A 17,469-nucleotide genomic window follows, 5' to 3' on the forward strand; every position below is an offset into this window, starting at 1 on the left:
TATCACTACATTTGTTTTAATCTAAAATCCGGCCCCTCATACACGCGCAGCGGGTTGCCGCGGTTCCTTTAATCGCTCACTTTTGCCGTCAACAGATGATTCAGCTGTTCGAGCAGAGTACCCCCGCCAGTCAGGGAAATACTGCCGATCTTATCACAGATCTTCTCCAGGAATTCCAGTTCTTTTAAGCGGTATAGTGTTTGGTTTTCCTCCATCAACTTGGCTGTATTCATAAGACTCCGGGTCGAAGCGATCTCCTCTCTACGGGTGATGACGTTGGCCTGGGCACGTTTTTCAGCCACCAGTACGGTATTCAAAATATCTTTAATATCGCCGGGCAAGATAACATCTTTAACCCCGACAAAGACAAATTCGGCCCCGAAAGCAGTACTTTTCTCTCTTAATTTCTCTAGGACAAAAGTTCCGACTTCTTGCTTTTTCTGAAGCAGGTCATCCAATCGCAACGAACCGACGTATTCTCTTAAAATAAGCTGCAGCATAATGTAAAGCTGTTCCTCGAATGATTTGATTTCAAGCACCTGTACGGGATCAACAATTTTATACTGGCAGACAAAGTTCAAGCGTAAGCTGATCTTATCTTCCGTCATGATTTCCTGTCCGTTCAAATCCAGTTGCTGCTGCCGCATATCCAGATTCCTGACGGCAACCTGAACGGGACTCTTCCAGTAGAAATACTTCCCGGGATTTAGTGTTTTCTGCATAACGTTATTGTAATAAAGAATCCCTTTTTCATGGTCGGCAACTTCCCAATAGCTTAAGTATCCCGCCAGCTTCGGGTGATAAAACAACGCCGGTTCGATGCCGTTTTGGATTTCCGGATTGCGGATATCAATGGTGATAAAATCATGCTGTTTCAACAGCTTCCAGTATGCATATTTACCGGATGGCAGAACATCGATAAATTTGCCGTCTTCATAATGGAGCACAAGCTCGTAATCCCGAACATCGATGACTGCAAGCTCCTTCAGCAGCTCGGAATCTTCCAGGAAGAGATTGATATTTTTACCGCTTGTCTCAAATCGGTTATTAATATCCGTAATTATTACTTTATATCTGCCAAATGGATTGAGGATATATCTTCCTGGTTTCAAGCATTTAACATAATTGCCGTCCTTAAATAATAATCCTCTCTCGTCATTTTTAATCCTTACTCTCATAACATCCACCTCTTTATCTTGACATTGGTTTGAACCTTTTTCGAGAATCCTTCCCGAAGTTCGGCGGAGTACTGCTTTAGGAGCATAGACCTCCGTTGTTACCGGAATAAATTATGTTTCGGGCATTGCCCGTCATAAATCATCCCCAAAGTAAGAGCGGATTTGTTTTGATCCGGTATCCGCGTACTGCAAGGCTTACGTTCAGGTGTCCTGAGCAGACCGGCTGTCCAGAACGTAAGGATTCTCGTCAAAGATTCCTTTTGGCTCCATGAAATTTCTCGATTCTCAGTCGCGTGCTTACCACAGCTTCAGATGTCACTAATCTGACGGGGAGTCGAACCCCTTTGGTGTTTCTAACCCCTTGCCGGCATACCTCACTCTGAAATTAAGGAGGCACCGTAAGACCCTACCGAAATCTTCGCAATGAATTAGGAACAATTTAAGTATATAGGGAAAATTTAGGGCTCTAAAGACAAAAAGTTTGCAACCTTTATTCGGCTGCAAACTCATAGGATCTTTTTACGCGGCGTATAACTTCATCTATAATCCGCTGCGGCGATATGACTTTGACGTAAGGCCCCAGGGAGAGAATATTTCGGATCAGATTCTCTTCATCAAATACGTAGTAGTTAAGGCGCAGTTCATACGTGTTTTCGGCAATCTGCTTCGCCGATCTGTCCATCCCCGAGAAGCACATAAAGCTTCTTTCCATGGCTCCTTTTTTATCTGTCACTTCCAAAACAACCGGCTCTGGAGCAACCTTCTCCCATAGCACTTTTTTGGCTGTCTCGCGGTCGATGGGTATGGTTTCCTGCACAACCCTTATTTTCGACAAGGTCGTAAGATTGGCCATAATCGGGCGGTTATCATCAATTGAAAACATGGATACCCGAAATCTGCCGTCACGCATGGCGTACTCCAGACTTACCGGTAACGCCAGCTTATCTTTGTGCACATTGCCTTTACGGTCTCTATTATGATAGCGAATAGCTTTCTCATTAATTAATGCCTCCAAAATGAAACGGAAGTTTTCGCGATAACTGTCGGGCTCAGTCATTTCCGGGAGTTGAACAGTATTGGTCATCTCCATGTATTCCTGACGAATGGGGGTATCCATATCTCTTAATCCCGCCTGAATTATTAAGCGTGTCTGATCAGAAAGAACCAGGGATATGTCGGGCTGGTCGAGAAGTGCTTTTAGCCACGCTTTTTCTATATTGGTAAAACGGATTGGCAGCGGGGGATCAGCAAAATCCTGAACAGAAGGGAAATAATGTCCATTTTTCTCTGTTAATATATGAAAATTTTCGCTGTGGTCACACCGGTTCAGAACATAATCGACAAAGGAGCGTTGGTTTTTGCCGATAACCTTTTGATCGAATTCTCCATCATCAATGATTCGGATGATCTCCTGTTTCGTTTTCCCGACAGCGCATTCATTAATGATTTGCATCATCAGATGAAAATAGCGGTTTTTGACTTCATCAAACAACTCCATAAGCAGAAAGCGTCTCCTTCCAGTCAGCCGTAAGTTTATCTGCCAAATTCGCATTCTCCAGGACGCGGATATTTCCTGTATAGCTCCTGATCCAAGGAATCATTTCCCCACTGTCGCTGACCTGCAGGGTATAATGGTAGCAGCCTTCCGTGATCTTCTCCATGACCCCGCCGGGGGCTTCATTTTGAATTTTGCCGATCAAATAGCCTTCCGTTGCTTCATCAATAAGGATCTCCAGTTTAACATGCTCCGGTTCCTGCCCATCGCCCAAAGCAACACTGGACCAGCTCCAGGACATGCATTCCTTATATATGGAATCATAATCTTCCCGGCAAAACTTCTCCTGCAGACAGGCGATACGCGCGATCCTGTCCAGCCTGGATAGAATACACTTGCCGTGATTATTGAAGGAGACAAGATAAAACCGGCCATGAAGGGTATCGTAGCGAATTTTATAAGGCTTCAAAATTTTATAGGAATCTCTGCCGCCGCTCTTCGGGGTATGGTAATAAATCTTGATAGCCACCCGCTGATGAATGGCCTTTGTTATTTCCCATAAGATTTGTTCTTCAATGACCGGATGAAAGTGAATATGACGATAATTAAATAAATGCCCGTCACGAAACAGGCTATATCTTTCGTAGGTGAGATAATCCTGAAGGGTCTCTTCACAAAAATAGCCGATAGTTGACGGAAACAGAATATTTTTAAAGAGAGAGACTGCCCGCAGTACCTCCTCTATTTGCCCGATACTCAATTTCCCCAGGATGTCCGGTGCTACAGCATATTCCTTGGATCGGTTTGCTGAGACGCAGCAAAGAATCCCTGTCTTTTGGCTCATTTCAGCAAGTTTTCTTTCCACCGTCTTGCTGCTGATCATATCCGCGTTGATCAGGCCTTCCCGGACTAAGGCATCCATGATAACTTTGGTTGAAACAGGCTGTGGTGCCTGAGTTTGCACGTACATCAAAATCAGATAATAGGTGACCAGATCTGTTCGGGTAAAACTCTTGGTCTTGTAGGTGGAAATCAGAAAATTGTCCGTATGCTGCAAAGAATCGTAGGTCAGGCTCAAGAGCTTATAGCGTCCGTCTTTATCCGTCCGGATATATCGATCTTCCACATACTGCTGTATACGCCGGATCTCATAGCTTACTTTACGGGAACTGATGTTTCGTTTGTTTTCAAGATCATCAAGTGAAAAACAACCGTATAGAAAACAGTCGCGTAGAATATCCCGGATAATATTGTAATGCTTGATGAAATCGCTGAACATAATACTCCTTTGCGACGACTCCTACTACGGTAATTATAGCATATGCATCCTTATTTGATAGAATCTCTATCTGATGAGTCCGATTAAAAACTTTTATTGCATTATTCCTTCCTTATCGTTTACAATAAAACCTGCTAAATTTTAGAAAGAGGAGAATTGACAGCATGGAAGAACAAATTAACAAATTTAACTGGACAGCCTTCATTGAAACCACCGTCGTTAACTTTTTTCAGGAAAATGAAATGGAAAAACTGACTTTGGAAGACGGAAAAGGGAATAAAGCGAAACTAAGCAGACAAAAAGACAATACGATCAAGGTTGAAAGCACATCGACATCGATGTATTAAACCTGAATTCTCGGATATCTTCTTCATCCACGGATAAAAATAAGGCTATTAACAAAAACTTGACCTGATCGAACAGATTAACGATAATTTCCTTAAATCAAGGAAAGAAGGGGGTTACATATGATCACGCCTTATATCAACTTTTCTGGACGCAGCGGTGAAGCAATTGCCTTCTATGAAAAGGCGCTGAACGGGCAGGATAAACGGATTATGTATTATAAAGATGCGCCGCCAAACCCGGATTTTCCTGTTCCCGAGGCCATGCAGGACTATGTTCTGCACGCGGAGATGACGATCTGCGGAACAAAAGTAAGCTTCAGCGACACACAGCAGGGTGTTGTTGCCGGCGACATGATTTCCCTGGCTCTCAGTTATCCCACGGTGAATGAAGTGACAGAGGCCTTCAATCGTTTAAAAGATGGCGGCGAGGTTTTGATGGAGCTTTCCCCGCAGTTTTACAGCCGGATGTACGGCTGGGTCAAGGACAAGTTCGGTATCGGCTGGCAGATTATTTGCTTGGAATAAAGAGAAACCTAAGAATATTGTGATTGGCTCCTCTAGTAGATCGACAGTAAACGCTAAAGAAACTGTCATTCTAAGGAGGAGCTTTTTTTATGGGCAATCTGACAAAAAATTAATAATAATTGAATAAACACCGATAACCTCGTACAATTTGGGTGAGATGCTGTAAAGGAGAAGATCCACATGTTGAAAAGAACCACTCTCAATATTAATATTGGACTCATTTTGCTTGGCAATACCCTGTACGCCTTGGCGGTCACCGCTTTTATTCTTCCCGCCGGGTTAATTACCGGCGGGACAACCGGCTTAGCCCTCCTGTTTTATCATCAGCTGGCTGTTCCCATTGCCCTGACGGTTTCTGTCTTCAATGTGGCGATGTTTATTTTGGGCGGTGCCGTTCTCGGGCGGTCATTTGCCCTGAATACGCTGATCAGTACGTTCTACTTTCCGTTCATCCTCGGTGTCCTTCAGCAATTTCCTTCCTTGCAGACCCTGACTTCCGACCCCCTGCTTTCAGCGATCTATGCCGGAATGATGATCGGTTTCAGCCTCGGTTTGGTAATTAAAGCCGGTGCTTCCACCGGTGGCATGGATATACCGCCCCTGGTGCTGAATAATAAAATAGGCATACCTGTTTCCTTCAGTCTGTATGCCTTTGACTTCGTGATTTTGCTCTCTCAAATGTTTTTCGCCAATAAAGAGCAAGTACTTTATGGGATTCTTCTGGTATTGATTTATTCCGTTGTCCTGGATAAAGTCCTGATCTTTGGTCAATCCCGCACCCAGGTGAAGATCGTCAGCACGAAATATGAGGAAATCAACCAGGCGATCATCCAGCATCTGGACAGAGGCTCGACGTTAATCGAGGCTGAAACGGGATACCGCCGGAATGAAAGCTTTGTTGTCCTTACCGTCGTCTCTAACCGGGAATTGCCCAAGCTCAATCAACTTGTCCTGGCCATCGACCCGGATGCCTTTATGGTAATCAATCGGGTGAATGAAGTGAAGGGACACGGCTTTACCCTTGACAAGTCCTATAAATAATAAATACCATGTAATTTGTAAACTCTATTTAATGCCGAGCGACTTCACTTTGCGATACAGGGTAGATTTGCTGAGGCCAAGTATTTCCGCTGCCTTAGCGATATTGTTGCCGGTGATGAGCATCGCGTTCCGTATCGCATTTTCTTCAGCGTTTCTTACGGTATATTCCTGATCGACCTCAGCTGATGGTTGATCGATTGTTAAAGAAGGCACATTCTCTTCCACACGGGTTTTACTATTTCTAATTCCACACATCACTTCCAACGGCAAATCCTTCGGCAGGATGATATCATGCTCGTAAATGTGCAAGGCATAAATCATCGCATTCTCTAATTGCCGTACATTACCCGGCCAATGATAATCCAGTAATTTATATTGGGCATCTTTATCAATCACAGGAACTTTACTGCCGGCAGGGCAGTGTTTCTTTATTAAAAACTTAGCCAGAGAGATTATGTCTACCCCCCTCTGACGCAAAGGCGGAATATTTACCGTAAGTACGGAAAGACGATAAAATAAATCCAGACGAAATGACCCTTCTTCAACCATAATTTGAAGATCTTTATTGGTTGCTGCGATTAATCTGAAATCGACGGGCCGATACTGTTGTCCGCCAACACGTAAGACCTGTTTATTTTCCAACACTCTTAAGAGTACAGCTTGTGTTTCCAGCGGCATATCGCCGATTTCATCCAGAAAGAGGGTACCACGTTCGGCTAATTCAATCTTGCCCTGGCTCCCGCCTTTCTTGGCCCCTGTAAACGCGCCTGCGTCATAGCCAAATAACTCACTTTCGATGAGATTCCGTGGTATCGCAGCACAATTCAGAACCACAAAATTCCCTTCAGGGCGGCCCTGATTATGAATTGCCTGAGCAAATAGTTCTTTGCCTGTACCACTCTCACCGATCAGAAGGATATTTGCCGAAGATGGCGCAAAACGCTTCGCCAGCTTTTTGGCTTGAATCATCTGGTCGCTCTCCCCAATGATACTATTCAAGTCAAAACCGGTTTTGAGCCCGTGATTCACAGTCTCTTCATATTCATCATTATCGATTATTTCTTTAACTTCCTCGTCATTGGACGGCAGTTCAACATACTCAAAATTTTCTTCTGCTTTCAATTGCGCATCGCATTTAATACAGTTTAATCGTGTTCGTGGATTTGCTGCGCCACAGTTCGGGCAGACTTTAATTTTAGTAGGCGTCGTCGGGCGAAAGCACATGGGATTAAACACCACCTGAATTCAATAGGTCTCTCTAATAATTTATTATACAATAATTTTAGGTCATATTCCTAACTAATTTTAAAATAAATTGTGATGTGATAAACCGAGTCCATGAAGGGACCCGGTTTACCTGGCCAATCCTATTCCTGAATTTATAGTTCCACATAGGACAAACAACTGCCATGACCAGTAGGATGAGTGCAAGATACACTTTGGCAATGTTCTTAAAAGCCTTAATTTTATTCATTTGCTACCACCCTCTGTTGTTCTCCAGCTTTTTGACGTTCATCATCATAGCGATTACGAATAGGATCAGAGCCGTGATGATGCTTTCCTGGATCGAATATTTGGTCATCACGTCCGTCTGCAAGAATCCGCCCAGAAGGATCGAACTACCGGTGATCGTCCAATGATACAGGATCATTAATTTCAGGGCACCCCCGGTTTTGATATAAATCATCGTCATAATGACGGCGTGCAGCGTCATGGTGATCAGAATGAGTATAAATGCCGGAATCATAAACTGACCATAACTCTTATACCCGATATAATGCATGGGCAGATGCCAGATCTCCCAAATCACACCCAGTATGATCCCGGATTGCAGCGGCGTGAACCTTGCCAGGAGTTGAGGTAGAATATATCCTCTCCAGCCAAATTCCTCACCAAAGCTGGAGAATAATGGCCAGATTAGACCCATTAGAATTAAAGGTATCGTCAAAGCAAATTGGTATTCGTGAATCACGCTATGGGAAATCACCGTTGTCAAGATAGTAGCCGACGGTACGATCGCCAAGACAATAAGAATCCGTCGCCTGGCGGTTTTCTTCTTAAAGTTGGCTATAAGCGCTTCGGTGCCTTCTTTGCCTCGCGTAATTCGGGTAACAATGAACGCAGCGATGCTCGGTGATATATTGCACAATAGCCCGACAAGGATAAAAGCCAGTGTCGGTTTATTCACATCCTGGACAAGACCGGAAATGATGAGAGCAAATACCAGCATCCATGTCCATCCAAAGGTTATCAGAAAGTAAGCGGTGTTCGGTCTTTTTCTTATATACATTATCATTATCATACCTCCTATCCGATATTGCTTTTTGCTTCTATCAGCCTTTCTTATCCAGCCGTTTGATAAGTACCAACTCCAGATTCATATCCCGAATCTTATTGACAGCAGTTCTTTTCTTTAGATCACTTTTTCAGATAACGTGGGAATGAATAGATTCGTCGCAAGAATAGGTGGCTTCATCGTTTACTCCCGTCTGGTTTTAAATGAATGGATAGAGGTTGATTTCTCAAAATCTATTATATCAGTTCACGAACCTTTCCAATAGTATGAATAAGCCGGCTACTTTATCAGCAAACCGGCTTGCACCTCTAATGACGTTCTATAAACACGCTATGATTGGTTTAACTGTCTATGCTTTTCTATGCTCAAATAAACCCTTAATGAATGATTAACGATAATCTACCTATCATAGAAACGATAACTTATGGCCGCTTTCCAGCTGCTGGATCTGTTGCTCTCCTTTTTCAGCCAGCTCCCGGAATTGATTGATCGTATCCCGCATTCGGGGAAGCGCTTCCTGCTTATAGGTACTGATGGAATCCAGAGCGGACAGCGCATCAGCAAAAGCACTTTTCAGGGTATCGACGGAAATATTGGCTTCCATCGCTTGTTTATGGATCTCCATTCCCTGTTCCTTGAGCATTTTAGACGTACTGCTGATGATATTGTTGGTGGTTTCATTCAGAAGCTGAATCTTTTTTAGGACGATCTTCTGGTTGTAAAGGGCGCTCGCAACGGTCACCGAGATACGCAGAGCTGAAATCGTCACATTTTTAGCCCGATCCACACCTCGGATAAGCTCCTTATTGTTGCGGATCACAATTTCGATGGCCATGATTCCCTGTTGGTTGACGACGATCATCTGCTGCAGGTCCATGAGGCGTTGGCGGAGAGGGAAGAGTACTTCTTCCGTGATGAATTTGATTTTTTCCGGGTCTTCGTTATTGGCTTTTAGGGTATCAACGTGTTTCTCAATCGCCTGATCCATCAACGTACCGAGCTCGATTTCTTTGCGCAGTTTTTTTGTCAGATCCCGCAGGGATTGCTGCTCTATTTCGAGAGTGGTGTTGTCATTTTTCAAGGTCGTTTTCCCTTTTTCCAGGGAAACGACAATATCGGCAATGGCCGAATCGGCTTTCTCGTATTTTTCAAAATAGGCTCGGATCGGGTTGAAAATCTTACCGAGAAATCCTGTTTTTGCAAAATCAATGATACTCGGATCAAGATCCTTTAACTCCCGGTGAAGCTCCATCAGGCCTTGGGCGACGACACCACCCTCGTCACCGTCTTTCGCTAAATTCCCCACGGTGATCTGGAGCAGGGAATTTTTCTCGGAAGAGCTTTTCATTGTTGCTGTCCCGAAAGTGTCCAGAGACTGCAGGATTTGGCGTCTGCTTTCCAAAGATCCGATGTCCAAAGACATGATTTCGGTGACGTTATTATTGGCTAATGCCTGCAGCTGGGCCACCTCTTCCGGCACCGGCTGGACCTGTTCAATCACTTCCTGTTTAATGACCGCTTCATTGGCAATTTCCATTGAAAAAGACATGATATGTCCTCCTTCTTCTTCCTTCACTGTCCTGGCAATCTGTTGATCTATTCTTCAACGATCTGGTTAGTTTTTTTACATCTGAGCGTTGAAAAGATTGCCGAGCTGATAGACGACATCATCCGTATCGGCATTGATGCTCGCCGCCTCATTAATGTTGGAGATACTCTGCAGTGCCGCAATATCGGCATTGTAGCCGATGGTATAGATGGGTATCTGATACGCTTCAACTGAGCTTCGGATCTCATCCAGGCTATGTCCCCGATTGGTATCACCGTCGCTCAAGACAAAAATCATGGGCTTCAGATTCGGATTGGCCGCCGTCTGTTCCTGAATCATTTGAATGGCCACGGCGATAGCGTCAAACGTTGCGGTATTTCCATTGGCCTCCAGACCATTGACGGCTCCCGCAAAGTAAGAACGCTGCGTCAAATCAAAGGGTTGAATCGGAAGATTGATCGTCACATCACTGGAATAAGAGATCAAGCCCACGAAGTTATCTTTGCTGATGTAGTTTGCGCCTTGCAACAAGGAGAGTTTCAGTTTGTTCAGGGGTTCACCGGCCATACTCCCTGAAACATCGGCAATGAAGACGGCACAAATATCTTTGGTACCATTTTTCTTTTCTTTCCATAATTTCTGGGCTTTGCTGATCACAGTCCCATTAATCGACCCCAACTCCGGTATATACTCATTCAAATGATTAAACCCGTACTCTGTGGCCAATCGTTGATACTTTTCCTGTTTGGCATAGTCAATAAACGCCTTCAGGATCTCCGTTTTTTCTGAAGATAAGCCGCCAATAGCATACACCGGGCTGTCATGCCGTACCCCGAAAGGCGTGAAAACGTAATCCGTTTGCAGTTCCGGTAAGTTGGCGTAGGACTGGTATTCCAGGATAAATCCATCCAGGACGCCGGACTTGGCTGATTCCCGCATCTGGAGCGTGGTATAGGCCACAAAAGGGATATTTGTTTGGAAGGTCTCAAACCCCTGCACCGCTTTCGTGCTGAGTAAATCGCTGCTGTCGAAGGTATCCAGGGCCGTCATCAGGAAGTTCAACCCGGTCGAACTGGCAAAAGGGTTCGTGTATCCCATGGCCAATTCATTCTTCGAAACAGCATCCGTAATGGTTTTGATATTAATGGCGCCGTATTTTTTGATCAGTTCATCATTTTTTGATTTGGAGATCAGGATGCCCGCCACATTGCCGGTCAACTTCTTCTCCACCAGTTGGGTCTGTACACCCTGAGCTGTAATCATTTCTCCCCATAACTCATTGGAGGGAGAATACGCATCCGGCACATACTTCCCGGACGTGATGTAGTCGGCAGCTACGCCGGAGGCGATGCCCCGGATTCTGACCGACACCGGTTTTCCGTCGATGGTGATACCGGCATTGTTAAAGTCGGTCGCGACTTTCGTCAGCCAACCATCCGTCCCACTGCCCGCTTTCTCCGTGGAAGAGATAATTTCCACAAAGGCATCCGTCGTATTATCGACCTGTGCCGGATATTTGGAGATATCCGGCAAGGTATCTTTCAGTTCGGCCGTCTCCAGGTCAATCTGTCCCTTGACCAAATCGGCCTGATTTACTCTGATGTCTTTAATAATGCTTTCCAGGGCCTTTCCTGCTTTTTCGGCGCTTACCTGGGCATCATCCTTACCTAAGTTCTTTGTCAGTGAAATACCAAAGTAGACAACAGCAAAGACAAATACTGCGGCTACCAACAGAATCAGAAACTTTTTGGGTGAACCACCTCGTGCCACTTCTTATCCCTTCCCTTACCGATAAAATTTGACTTGTTTGATCAGGTTATTGAGTTCCTCCATACCTGGCATATTTTCAATTGCATTGCTTTCCAGGCTGGTTAATTTAGAAATTTCAAGAAGCAATTTATCGAGTTTCAGCAGGATTTGCTCGTTTTGCTGTGCTGCGTTGCTGACAAACGCCATGTGGTCGTGATACACACTGAGTTTTTCCTCGCGGAATTCTTCAGACAGTGTTCTTCCTGCTTTTCGCGTAATGAATATGTAATCTTTTTCATCAAAGGCATTGAGTCGATTGATGATGCCTTTGATATTAATATAGAAAATATCTGTCACTTCGGTGACCACGGCCTGAAATTTCTGAAAGCTGATTTCTGTCGGACAGAATTTCTGCTGCAGAACATCCGTAATCGTATCCTGTTTTTCTTCGATTCGCTCAATCTGCCCGAGCAGTAAATCAATCGTTTCAGCAAAGGTTTTCTTTTGGCGATGCAATCGTAAGGCAGCGGCGCATTCACTGGGAGAATCGAGCTCCTTGGTCTGAACAATTCTTTCTTTTTCTGTGAGCATTTTGTAATTACCATAAAGGAACAATACAGCACATACAAACACAATGGCGCAGCCCAACGCCGTGGAGAATACGCTGGCGCCCCCGATTTTCAAGCCGATAAGTCCGGGAGAAAATACGACAATCAACGCCGCAGCAATACCGATGTTCAGCCCAAGCAGTTTGGAGATTTTATTCATTCCCAATGTCCATCAACGCTCCTAAAAGGATCGGTTATTTACATCTTTCTGCAAAATTGTATATAAACAACCTTAAATCCAGATTAAAGTTCATTATTAGAGATAATTCATCATGTAACTTCCCATTAATTCTCCATCAATCTGTGCATTCCTTTAAAGCATTCAGCCAATTTATGTGCTTTAAGTAAAAAATATCCGTGTTTATTATATGACAAAAAAATAGACCTGCGACAAAAACGAACGCAGGTCTATATTCAGCTTATATCTTAACTTGCCTCAGGTGCCGCAAAAAGTTTGATAGCCACAGGACGAGGGCCCCGGCATCGCGGCATAATCTGCTTGCTTGGTTGTATGGGCGTACGGATCAGCTAAGACAGCCAGAAGTTCCTCCATGACGCTCAAATCGCCTTGATTCGCAGCCGTCAGAGCTTCTTCCACCCGGTGGTTGCGCGGAATGACGGCGGGATTGTTTCTCCGCATCAAGTCATGCTGATCGGACGCTGTTTCCTGCTGGCGTTTGGTTCTAGCCTGCCACTGCGCATGCCATTTGGCAAATTCCGCTGTCTTCAAAAGAGGATCGCCCTCCGGTTGATTAAACGTCAATGACCGGAACGTATTGGTATAATCCGCCTTCTGCTCTTCCATAATCCGCAGAAGATCATGGATCAAGGATTCATCCTCCGGCTCGTGATTGAATAGTCCTAATTTCCATCGCATACCGTTCAGCCAATTCGTTTGATATAATCCCTCAAATTCATCGATGGCTTCTTGGGCCAGCTGTATCGCGTTATCCTTATCCTCCGCCAAGAGAGGCAGCAATGTCTCCGCAAATCGCGCCAGATTCCAGGCAGCAATGGGCGGCTGGTTGCCGTAGGCATAGCGACCCTGCGTGTCAATGGAACTAAACACCGTTGCCGGATCATACGTATCCATAAAAGCACAGGGACCGTAATCGATGGTTTCACCGCTTATGGCCATATTATCGGTATTCATCACGCCATGAATAAATCCCACCAGCTGCCATTGGGCAATAAGAGCGGCTTGCCGTTTCACAACCTCCTGGAGCAGGTAAAGATAAGGGTTATCCACAGACAGAGGCTCGGCAAAATGCCGTTGTAAGGTATAATCGGCTAAAACTCGGAGATCTTCCGGCGTACCCCAGCGGGCGGCGTACTGAAACGTACCGACACGGAGGTGACTGGCTGCAACCCGGGTCAGAACCGCACCGGGCAGCACGGTGTCACGTATAACGGTTTCTCCGGTCGTCACGACAGCGAGGCTGCGTGTCGTCGGTATGCCAAGCCCGACCATCGCCTCACTGATGATGTATTCACGCAGCATCGGTCCCAGGGCGGCTCGACCGTCACCCCGACGGGAATGCGGCGTTTTGCCTGATCCCTTCAGTTGAATATCAAAACGCTGACCTCGCGGGGTGATCTGTTCGCCAAGCAGCAAGGCCCGCCCGTCCCCCAACAACGTAAAGTACCCGAATTGATGGCCGGCATACGCTTGGGCCAACGGCTCCGCACCTTCGGGAATTTGATTTCCGGCGAAAAGCTCAGCACCCTCACTGTTTTGCAGAACCTCCGTATTCAGTCCCAATGTTTCGGCCAAGGAGGTATTGAAGATCACCATTTCTGGCGCGCGAACCGGTGTCGGATCCGTCCGGCTGAAAAAAAATTCCGGCAAGCGGGCATAGGAGTTGTCAAAATGCCATCCCGCGCTGACGGCAGCTCTCGAATTATTCATCAGATGTTTCATGCTTTTATCCAACATGTTCGTTGTATTTTGTTCTGTATGGAGTTCCATCATCATTCTCCTCCCCGGTGCCCATTTCAGCAGATTTTTGAGAATTAATTTGAAAGTTGAATTTGAAATCTATTTTTTAGTATACGGATTTCGCTGTTTCATAACCTAGAAAGTTTTGAGAACACACACAATATTAAACAGATTTCATATTAAATTTTACACTTTTTTCAAAGATATGGTTAGTATCCTTAAGCTAAAAGCGTACATTTTCGGTAGCAGGGTATACTACTTATAAATCAGGAGGAACGATGATGGATACACTGACTTATGAAGAAATATTTGGTCGCCTTGTCCAAGCCGCTTACCGCGGCAATATCGGTACAGAAATCGCAAAAATTAAGTCGACAGATCAAGCCTATATAAACGAATACATTCATTATGCCCTCGGTCAGGGGGATCTCAATAAAGTTGTTTTTAAAGTGGATTCCTGTGATGGAGAGTGTTCGGAGAATGAGCATAATTGCGAAGCAGCTTGTTTGTTTAATGCGATCGTGCGGGATATGGAAGGCAACGTCATGATCCAGGACCGTAATTGCACGCACTGCGGACGGTGCATCGAAACCTGTTCACTCCATCGGCTCGTTGATAAAAAAGAATTTATCCCGCTGGTCGATCTCCTGAAATCAAAAGAAGTCCCGGTTTTTGCCATTGTTGCTCCTGCTATCATCGGGCAGTTCGGCGAGGATGTGACCATGGGTCAGCTCCGGATCGCCTTGAAGCATCTGGGATTCTACGGGATGGTGGAGGTCGCTTTGTTTGCGGATATTCTCAGTCTGAAAGAATCTCTTGAGTTTGATATCCATGTTAAAACCGATAAGGATTTTGTTCTGACGAGCTGCTGTTGTCCTGTTTGGATCAATATGGTAAAGAAAGTTTACAACACCCTTGTCCCGCATATATCCCCCTCCGTATCACCAATGGTGGCCTGCGGCCGGGGAATCAAACGTTTGCATCCTGAGGCCAAAGTTGTCTTTATCGGCCCCTGTATTGCCAAGAAAGCCGAGGCCAAAGAAAAAGACATTCGGGATGCTGTCGATGCCGTCCTCACATTTGAAGAGCTTCATCAAATCTTTGACGCAACGGGAATCGTCCCTTCCGCAATGGAAGATGTCCCCAGTGAGCACTCGTCGCTGGGCGGGAGAATCTATGCCCGGACAGGCGGTGTTTCCAAATCGATCGCTGACACACTAAACCGTCTGCGTCCGGAAAAGAGCGTTAAAATAAAAGCGATTCAAGCCAACGGTGTCAAAGAATGCAAAGCGCTTCTTAACACGATTCTGGAGAATGAGATTACTGCCAACTTCTATGAGGGTATGGGCTGTGTCGGCGGCTGTGTCGGCGGACCGAAGGCAGTGCTTAGTACAGAAGAAGGTACGAAGCGGGTGAATAACTATGGCAAAGAAGCCCATGCTCCAACCGCCGCAGATAATTTTTATGTCCTCCATTTACTTCAGGAGTTGGGTATCCATAGTGTCGAGGAACTGTTAAAAGGTGAAGCGGCTGAGATATTTCACCGGAAGTTATAGACATAAAAATATTCCAAATTCGCCACCGGTGGCGAATTTGGATTCCCGTCTTTTTCCTGGCGGTAAAATGAATAAAAACTGATCAGCACGTTCCTGCGATCAGTTTTTTCACATATAAGGAGAATTATTATCGTTTATTTTTATCCTTTCTTTTTAGATCTTTGATCAGCCAGTTAAACAGCGAAACGATGAGAGAGGTCAAAAAGGCTGCAAAGAAGCCATGGATTCCAAGACCCGGCATCCATGCCGCAGTCAGCATAATCATCCAGGTATTAATGACCAGGATGAATAAGCCAAGAGTTAACACGTTAAGGGGAATCGTCAGCAGCATAACAACCGGTCGGATAAACAGGTTGATCACGCCGAGCAGCAAACCGGCTCCCACCAAGGCGACTGCACTATTGACCGTAATTCCCGGTACGATATATGAAGCGACGACGAGTGCCACAATATTGATTAAACAGGTCAAGATCCATTTGCGCATCATTTTGCTCTCCTTGTTATACCAAATCTACCTGGATATGCGTTGTATTGACTTCAATATCAATCATTCGGTACTGGCCTTGAACACGCAATTCCCGAAGAATATCATTGACGGTTTGGATGGTTAAGCTTATTGGCAGGCCTGCGGCATAGTGACGCCATTTATTGGAGTCTCGATTAAACCCTGCCTTGCTTTGTCCCGTGTTATGCCTCACCGCCAGTCTAATAATCCGCTCCCAAACCCAGGCAATATCCTGTACGGCCTCCAACGTTTCTTCCAGAACCCAAACCGGGATCGGAAGAAGCCATTTCCTGCTGTTGTTATGCCGAATGCCGATCAGGAGCAGAAACGATTGACGTGTCGGTTTAGTCGACAAATACCTCAACTTTAATCCTTCCTTCTTTCGGGTCATCAACATCGATATCGACAAGTTTGCCCCCACTGGATCCTTGCTCCAATTCTTGAATAAGTTCATTCAGAAGATATTCGAGATCAATTCCTCTTTTGTCGATTTCCCCTTTGGCTTCCGGCGGAATAAAGGCCATGGCCGCGTTGGCCAGTTTGGTTACGGATTTAACCAGATTCATTGGGATATTCACGTTGACTTTGGCTGCTTTCTCTCCATTGACCCGGATCCGTAAAAAACGGTTGGCCAAAATAGATAGAGCCGTATTCGTTTCAGGTACGCTTTCCTCGATCGCTTTTAGAAGTTCCATTCCTTCTGCTGCCGTGATTTTCCCCTCTTGAATCATTTCCAGGACTTTTAACCTTTCACTGCTTGCATTGCTCATGATATCATTCCCTTTCCACCTTAGCATTTTATGCCTTAATCCTTTTAGCTTATTACTTTAAATTCTTATTCCATCCCTTTTCTATGTTGGACTTTTATTTTCCAACCTTTTTTAGTCGGCTGGCAGCCTCCTGGGAGGTTATTTCTCCGCGATCCAGCGCATCTAAAATCTCTTTGCGGTTTTCTCGGTCCTCCTGGGAATCTGTACCAACCTCTACTTTATAACCCAAGGCTTGGATCGCACTGTCTAATCGTCCTCTGACCGTGGGATAGGAGATTCCCAGTTCTTTTTCCACATCTTTGATATTGCCGCGGCATTTCATAAAAACTTCGATAAATTCGAGTTGATCGGGAGGGAGCAGACAGAATTTACACGGAGCAAACTGCCCTTCCAACGTCGTGTTACAGTGCATACAGTTCAGTTTGCTCACATGAAGGCTCTGTCCGCAGATCGGACACAAACCCGGCGCTTTGTATTTCGTGATATTCACCTCCAAAATGGAACCACTGTTATGTTTCACAAGTAAAATATAACAGCCGGAATTAATTTTGTCAATATATATATTAATATTATTAAGTTTATTATTAAATTATTTAATATTCGAAGACACTAGTACAGTTATTCACCGTCTT

17 protein-coding genes are annotated in these 17,469 nt (G+C 45.0%); 4 read left to right on the plus strand and 13 right to left on the minus strand.

Going from position 1 to position 17,469, the window contains the following annotated elements:
- Window positions 1-68: 68 nt before the first annotated feature.
- The 3 genes from LPY66_RS17550 to LPY66_RS17560 all read right to left on the minus strand — a co-directional run bounded on the left by LPY66_RS17550 (window position 69) and on the right by LPY66_RS17560 (window position 3,952).
- Complete coding sequence (locus LPY66_RS17550; RefSeq protein WP_337985538.1) at window positions 69-1,178, minus strand: slipin family protein; 1,110 nt, start codon at window positions 1,176-1,178, stop codon at window positions 69-71.
- A 490-nt stretch (window positions 1,179-1,668) separates the two neighbouring features.
- Complete coding sequence (locus tag LPY66_RS17555; protein ID WP_337985539.1) at window positions 1,669-2,676, minus strand: WYL domain-containing protein; 1,008 nt, start codon at window positions 2,674-2,676, stop codon at window positions 1,669-1,671.
- Window positions 2,663-3,952 carry a WYL domain-containing protein gene (locus LPY66_RS17560; RefSeq protein WP_337985540.1) on the minus strand — a complete coding sequence of 430 codons (1,290 nt, stop codon included), beginning with the start codon at window positions 3,950-3,952 and terminating at the stop codon, window positions 2,663-2,665. Before LPY66_RS17560 ends, LPY66_RS17555 begins: the two co-directional genes overlap by 14 nt.
- Before the next feature lie 164 nt (window positions 3,953-4,116).
- Here LPY66_RS17560 and LPY66_RS17565 point away from each other — a divergent pair, with 164 nt between their 5' ends.
- The 3 genes from LPY66_RS17565 (at window position 4,117) to LPY66_RS17575 (ending at window position 5,865) form a co-directional block, all read left to right on the plus strand.
- The gene (locus LPY66_RS17565; RefSeq protein ID WP_337985541.1) at window positions 4,117-4,299 is read left to right on the plus strand and encodes a hypothetical protein; all 183 of its coding nucleotides are present in this window, start codon (window positions 4,117-4,119) and stop codon (window positions 4,297-4,299) included.
- Between the two features lie 120 nt (window positions 4,300-4,419).
- Window positions 4,420-4,824, plus strand: a complete 405-nt coding sequence (locus tag LPY66_RS17570; RefSeq protein ID WP_337985542.1) for a VOC family protein — start codon at window positions 4,420-4,422, stop codon at window positions 4,822-4,824.
- Window positions 4,825-5,004: 180 nt separating this feature from the next.
- Window positions 5,005-5,865, plus strand: a complete 861-nt coding sequence (locus LPY66_RS17575; RefSeq protein WP_337985543.1) for a YitT family protein — start codon at window positions 5,005-5,007, stop codon at window positions 5,863-5,865.
- Window positions 5,866-5,889: 24 nt separating this feature from the next.
- Here the strand turns inward: LPY66_RS17575 and LPY66_RS17580 are convergent, their stop codons facing one another.
- The 6 genes from LPY66_RS17580 to LPY66_RS17605 all read right to left on the minus strand — a co-directional run bounded on the left by LPY66_RS17580 (window position 5,890) and on the right by LPY66_RS17605 (window position 13,976).
- Window positions 5,890-7,089: a sigma 54-interacting transcriptional regulator gene (locus LPY66_RS17580; protein ID WP_337985544.1), complete on the minus strand. Its 1,200-nt coding sequence runs from the start codon at window positions 7,087-7,089 to the stop codon at window positions 5,890-5,892.
- A gap of 253 nt (window positions 7,090-7,342) precedes the next feature.
- Window positions 7,343-8,161, minus strand: coding sequence for a CPBP family intramembrane glutamic endopeptidase (locus tag LPY66_RS17585; protein ID WP_337985545.1), 819 nt, complete (start codon window positions 8,159-8,161; stop codon window positions 7,343-7,345).
- Window positions 8,162-8,567: 406 nt separating this feature from the next.
- Window positions 8,568-9,710 carry a toxic anion resistance protein gene (locus tag LPY66_RS17590; protein WP_337985546.1) on the minus strand — a complete coding sequence of 381 codons (1,143 nt, stop codon included), beginning with the start codon at window positions 9,708-9,710 and terminating at the stop codon, window positions 8,568-8,570.
- Between the two features lie 75 nt (window positions 9,711-9,785).
- On the minus strand, window positions 9,786-11,480 hold the full coding sequence (locus tag LPY66_RS17595) for a vWA domain-containing protein (RefSeq protein WP_337985547.1): 1,695 nt from the start codon (window positions 11,478-11,480) through the stop codon (window positions 9,786-9,788).
- Between the two features lie 15 nt (window positions 11,481-11,495).
- Window positions 11,496-12,233: a hypothetical protein gene (locus LPY66_RS17600; protein WP_337985548.1), complete on the minus strand. Its 738-nt coding sequence runs from the start codon at window positions 12,231-12,233 to the stop codon at window positions 11,496-11,498.
- 270 nt (window positions 12,234-12,503) lie between these two features.
- Window positions 12,504-13,976 carry a protein adenylyltransferase SelO gene (locus LPY66_RS17605; RefSeq protein ID WP_337988132.1) on the minus strand — a complete coding sequence of 491 codons (1,473 nt, stop codon included), beginning with the start codon at window positions 13,974-13,976 and terminating at the stop codon, window positions 12,504-12,506.
- A gap of 311 nt (window positions 13,977-14,287) precedes the next feature.
- Here LPY66_RS17605 and LPY66_RS17610 point away from each other — a divergent pair, with 311 nt between their 5' ends.
- Window positions 14,288-15,562 carry a [Fe-Fe] hydrogenase large subunit C-terminal domain-containing protein gene (locus LPY66_RS17610; protein WP_337985549.1) on the plus strand — a complete coding sequence of 425 codons (1,275 nt, stop codon included), beginning with the start codon at window positions 14,288-14,290 and terminating at the stop codon, window positions 15,560-15,562.
- Window positions 15,563-15,689: 127 nt separating this feature from the next.
- Here LPY66_RS17610 and LPY66_RS17615 read toward each other — a convergent pair whose 3' ends face one another.
- The 4 genes from LPY66_RS17615 to LPY66_RS17630 form a co-directional block, all read right to left on the minus strand.
- Window positions 15,690-16,049: a phage holin family protein gene (locus LPY66_RS17615; protein WP_337985550.1), complete on the minus strand. Its 360-nt coding sequence runs from the start codon at window positions 16,047-16,049 to the stop codon at window positions 15,690-15,692.
- Window positions 16,050-16,062: 13 nt separating this feature from the next.
- The gene (locus LPY66_RS17620) at window positions 16,063-16,431 is read right to left on the minus strand and encodes a hypothetical protein (protein ID WP_337985551.1); all 369 of its coding nucleotides are present in this window, start codon (window positions 16,429-16,431) and stop codon (window positions 16,063-16,065) included.
- Window positions 16,412-16,837: an SHOCT-like domain-containing protein gene (locus LPY66_RS17625; RefSeq protein ID WP_337985552.1), complete on the minus strand. Its 426-nt coding sequence runs from the start codon at window positions 16,835-16,837 to the stop codon at window positions 16,412-16,414. The genes LPY66_RS17620 and LPY66_RS17625 overlap by 20 nt, the downstream gene beginning before the upstream one ends.
- A gap of 94 nt (window positions 16,838-16,931) precedes the next feature.
- A complete protein-coding gene (locus LPY66_RS17630) occupies window positions 16,932-17,357 on the minus strand; it encodes a DUF2089 domain-containing protein (protein ID WP_337985553.1) in 426 nt (141 codons plus the stop codon).
- Between the last annotated feature and the right edge of the window lie 112 nt (window positions 17,358-17,469).

This window comes from Dehalobacter sp. DCM, assembly GCF_024972775.1.
In the GTDB taxonomy this organism is placed as follows: Bacteria; Bacillota; Desulfitobacteriia; order Desulfitobacteriales; family Syntrophobotulaceae; genus Dehalobacter.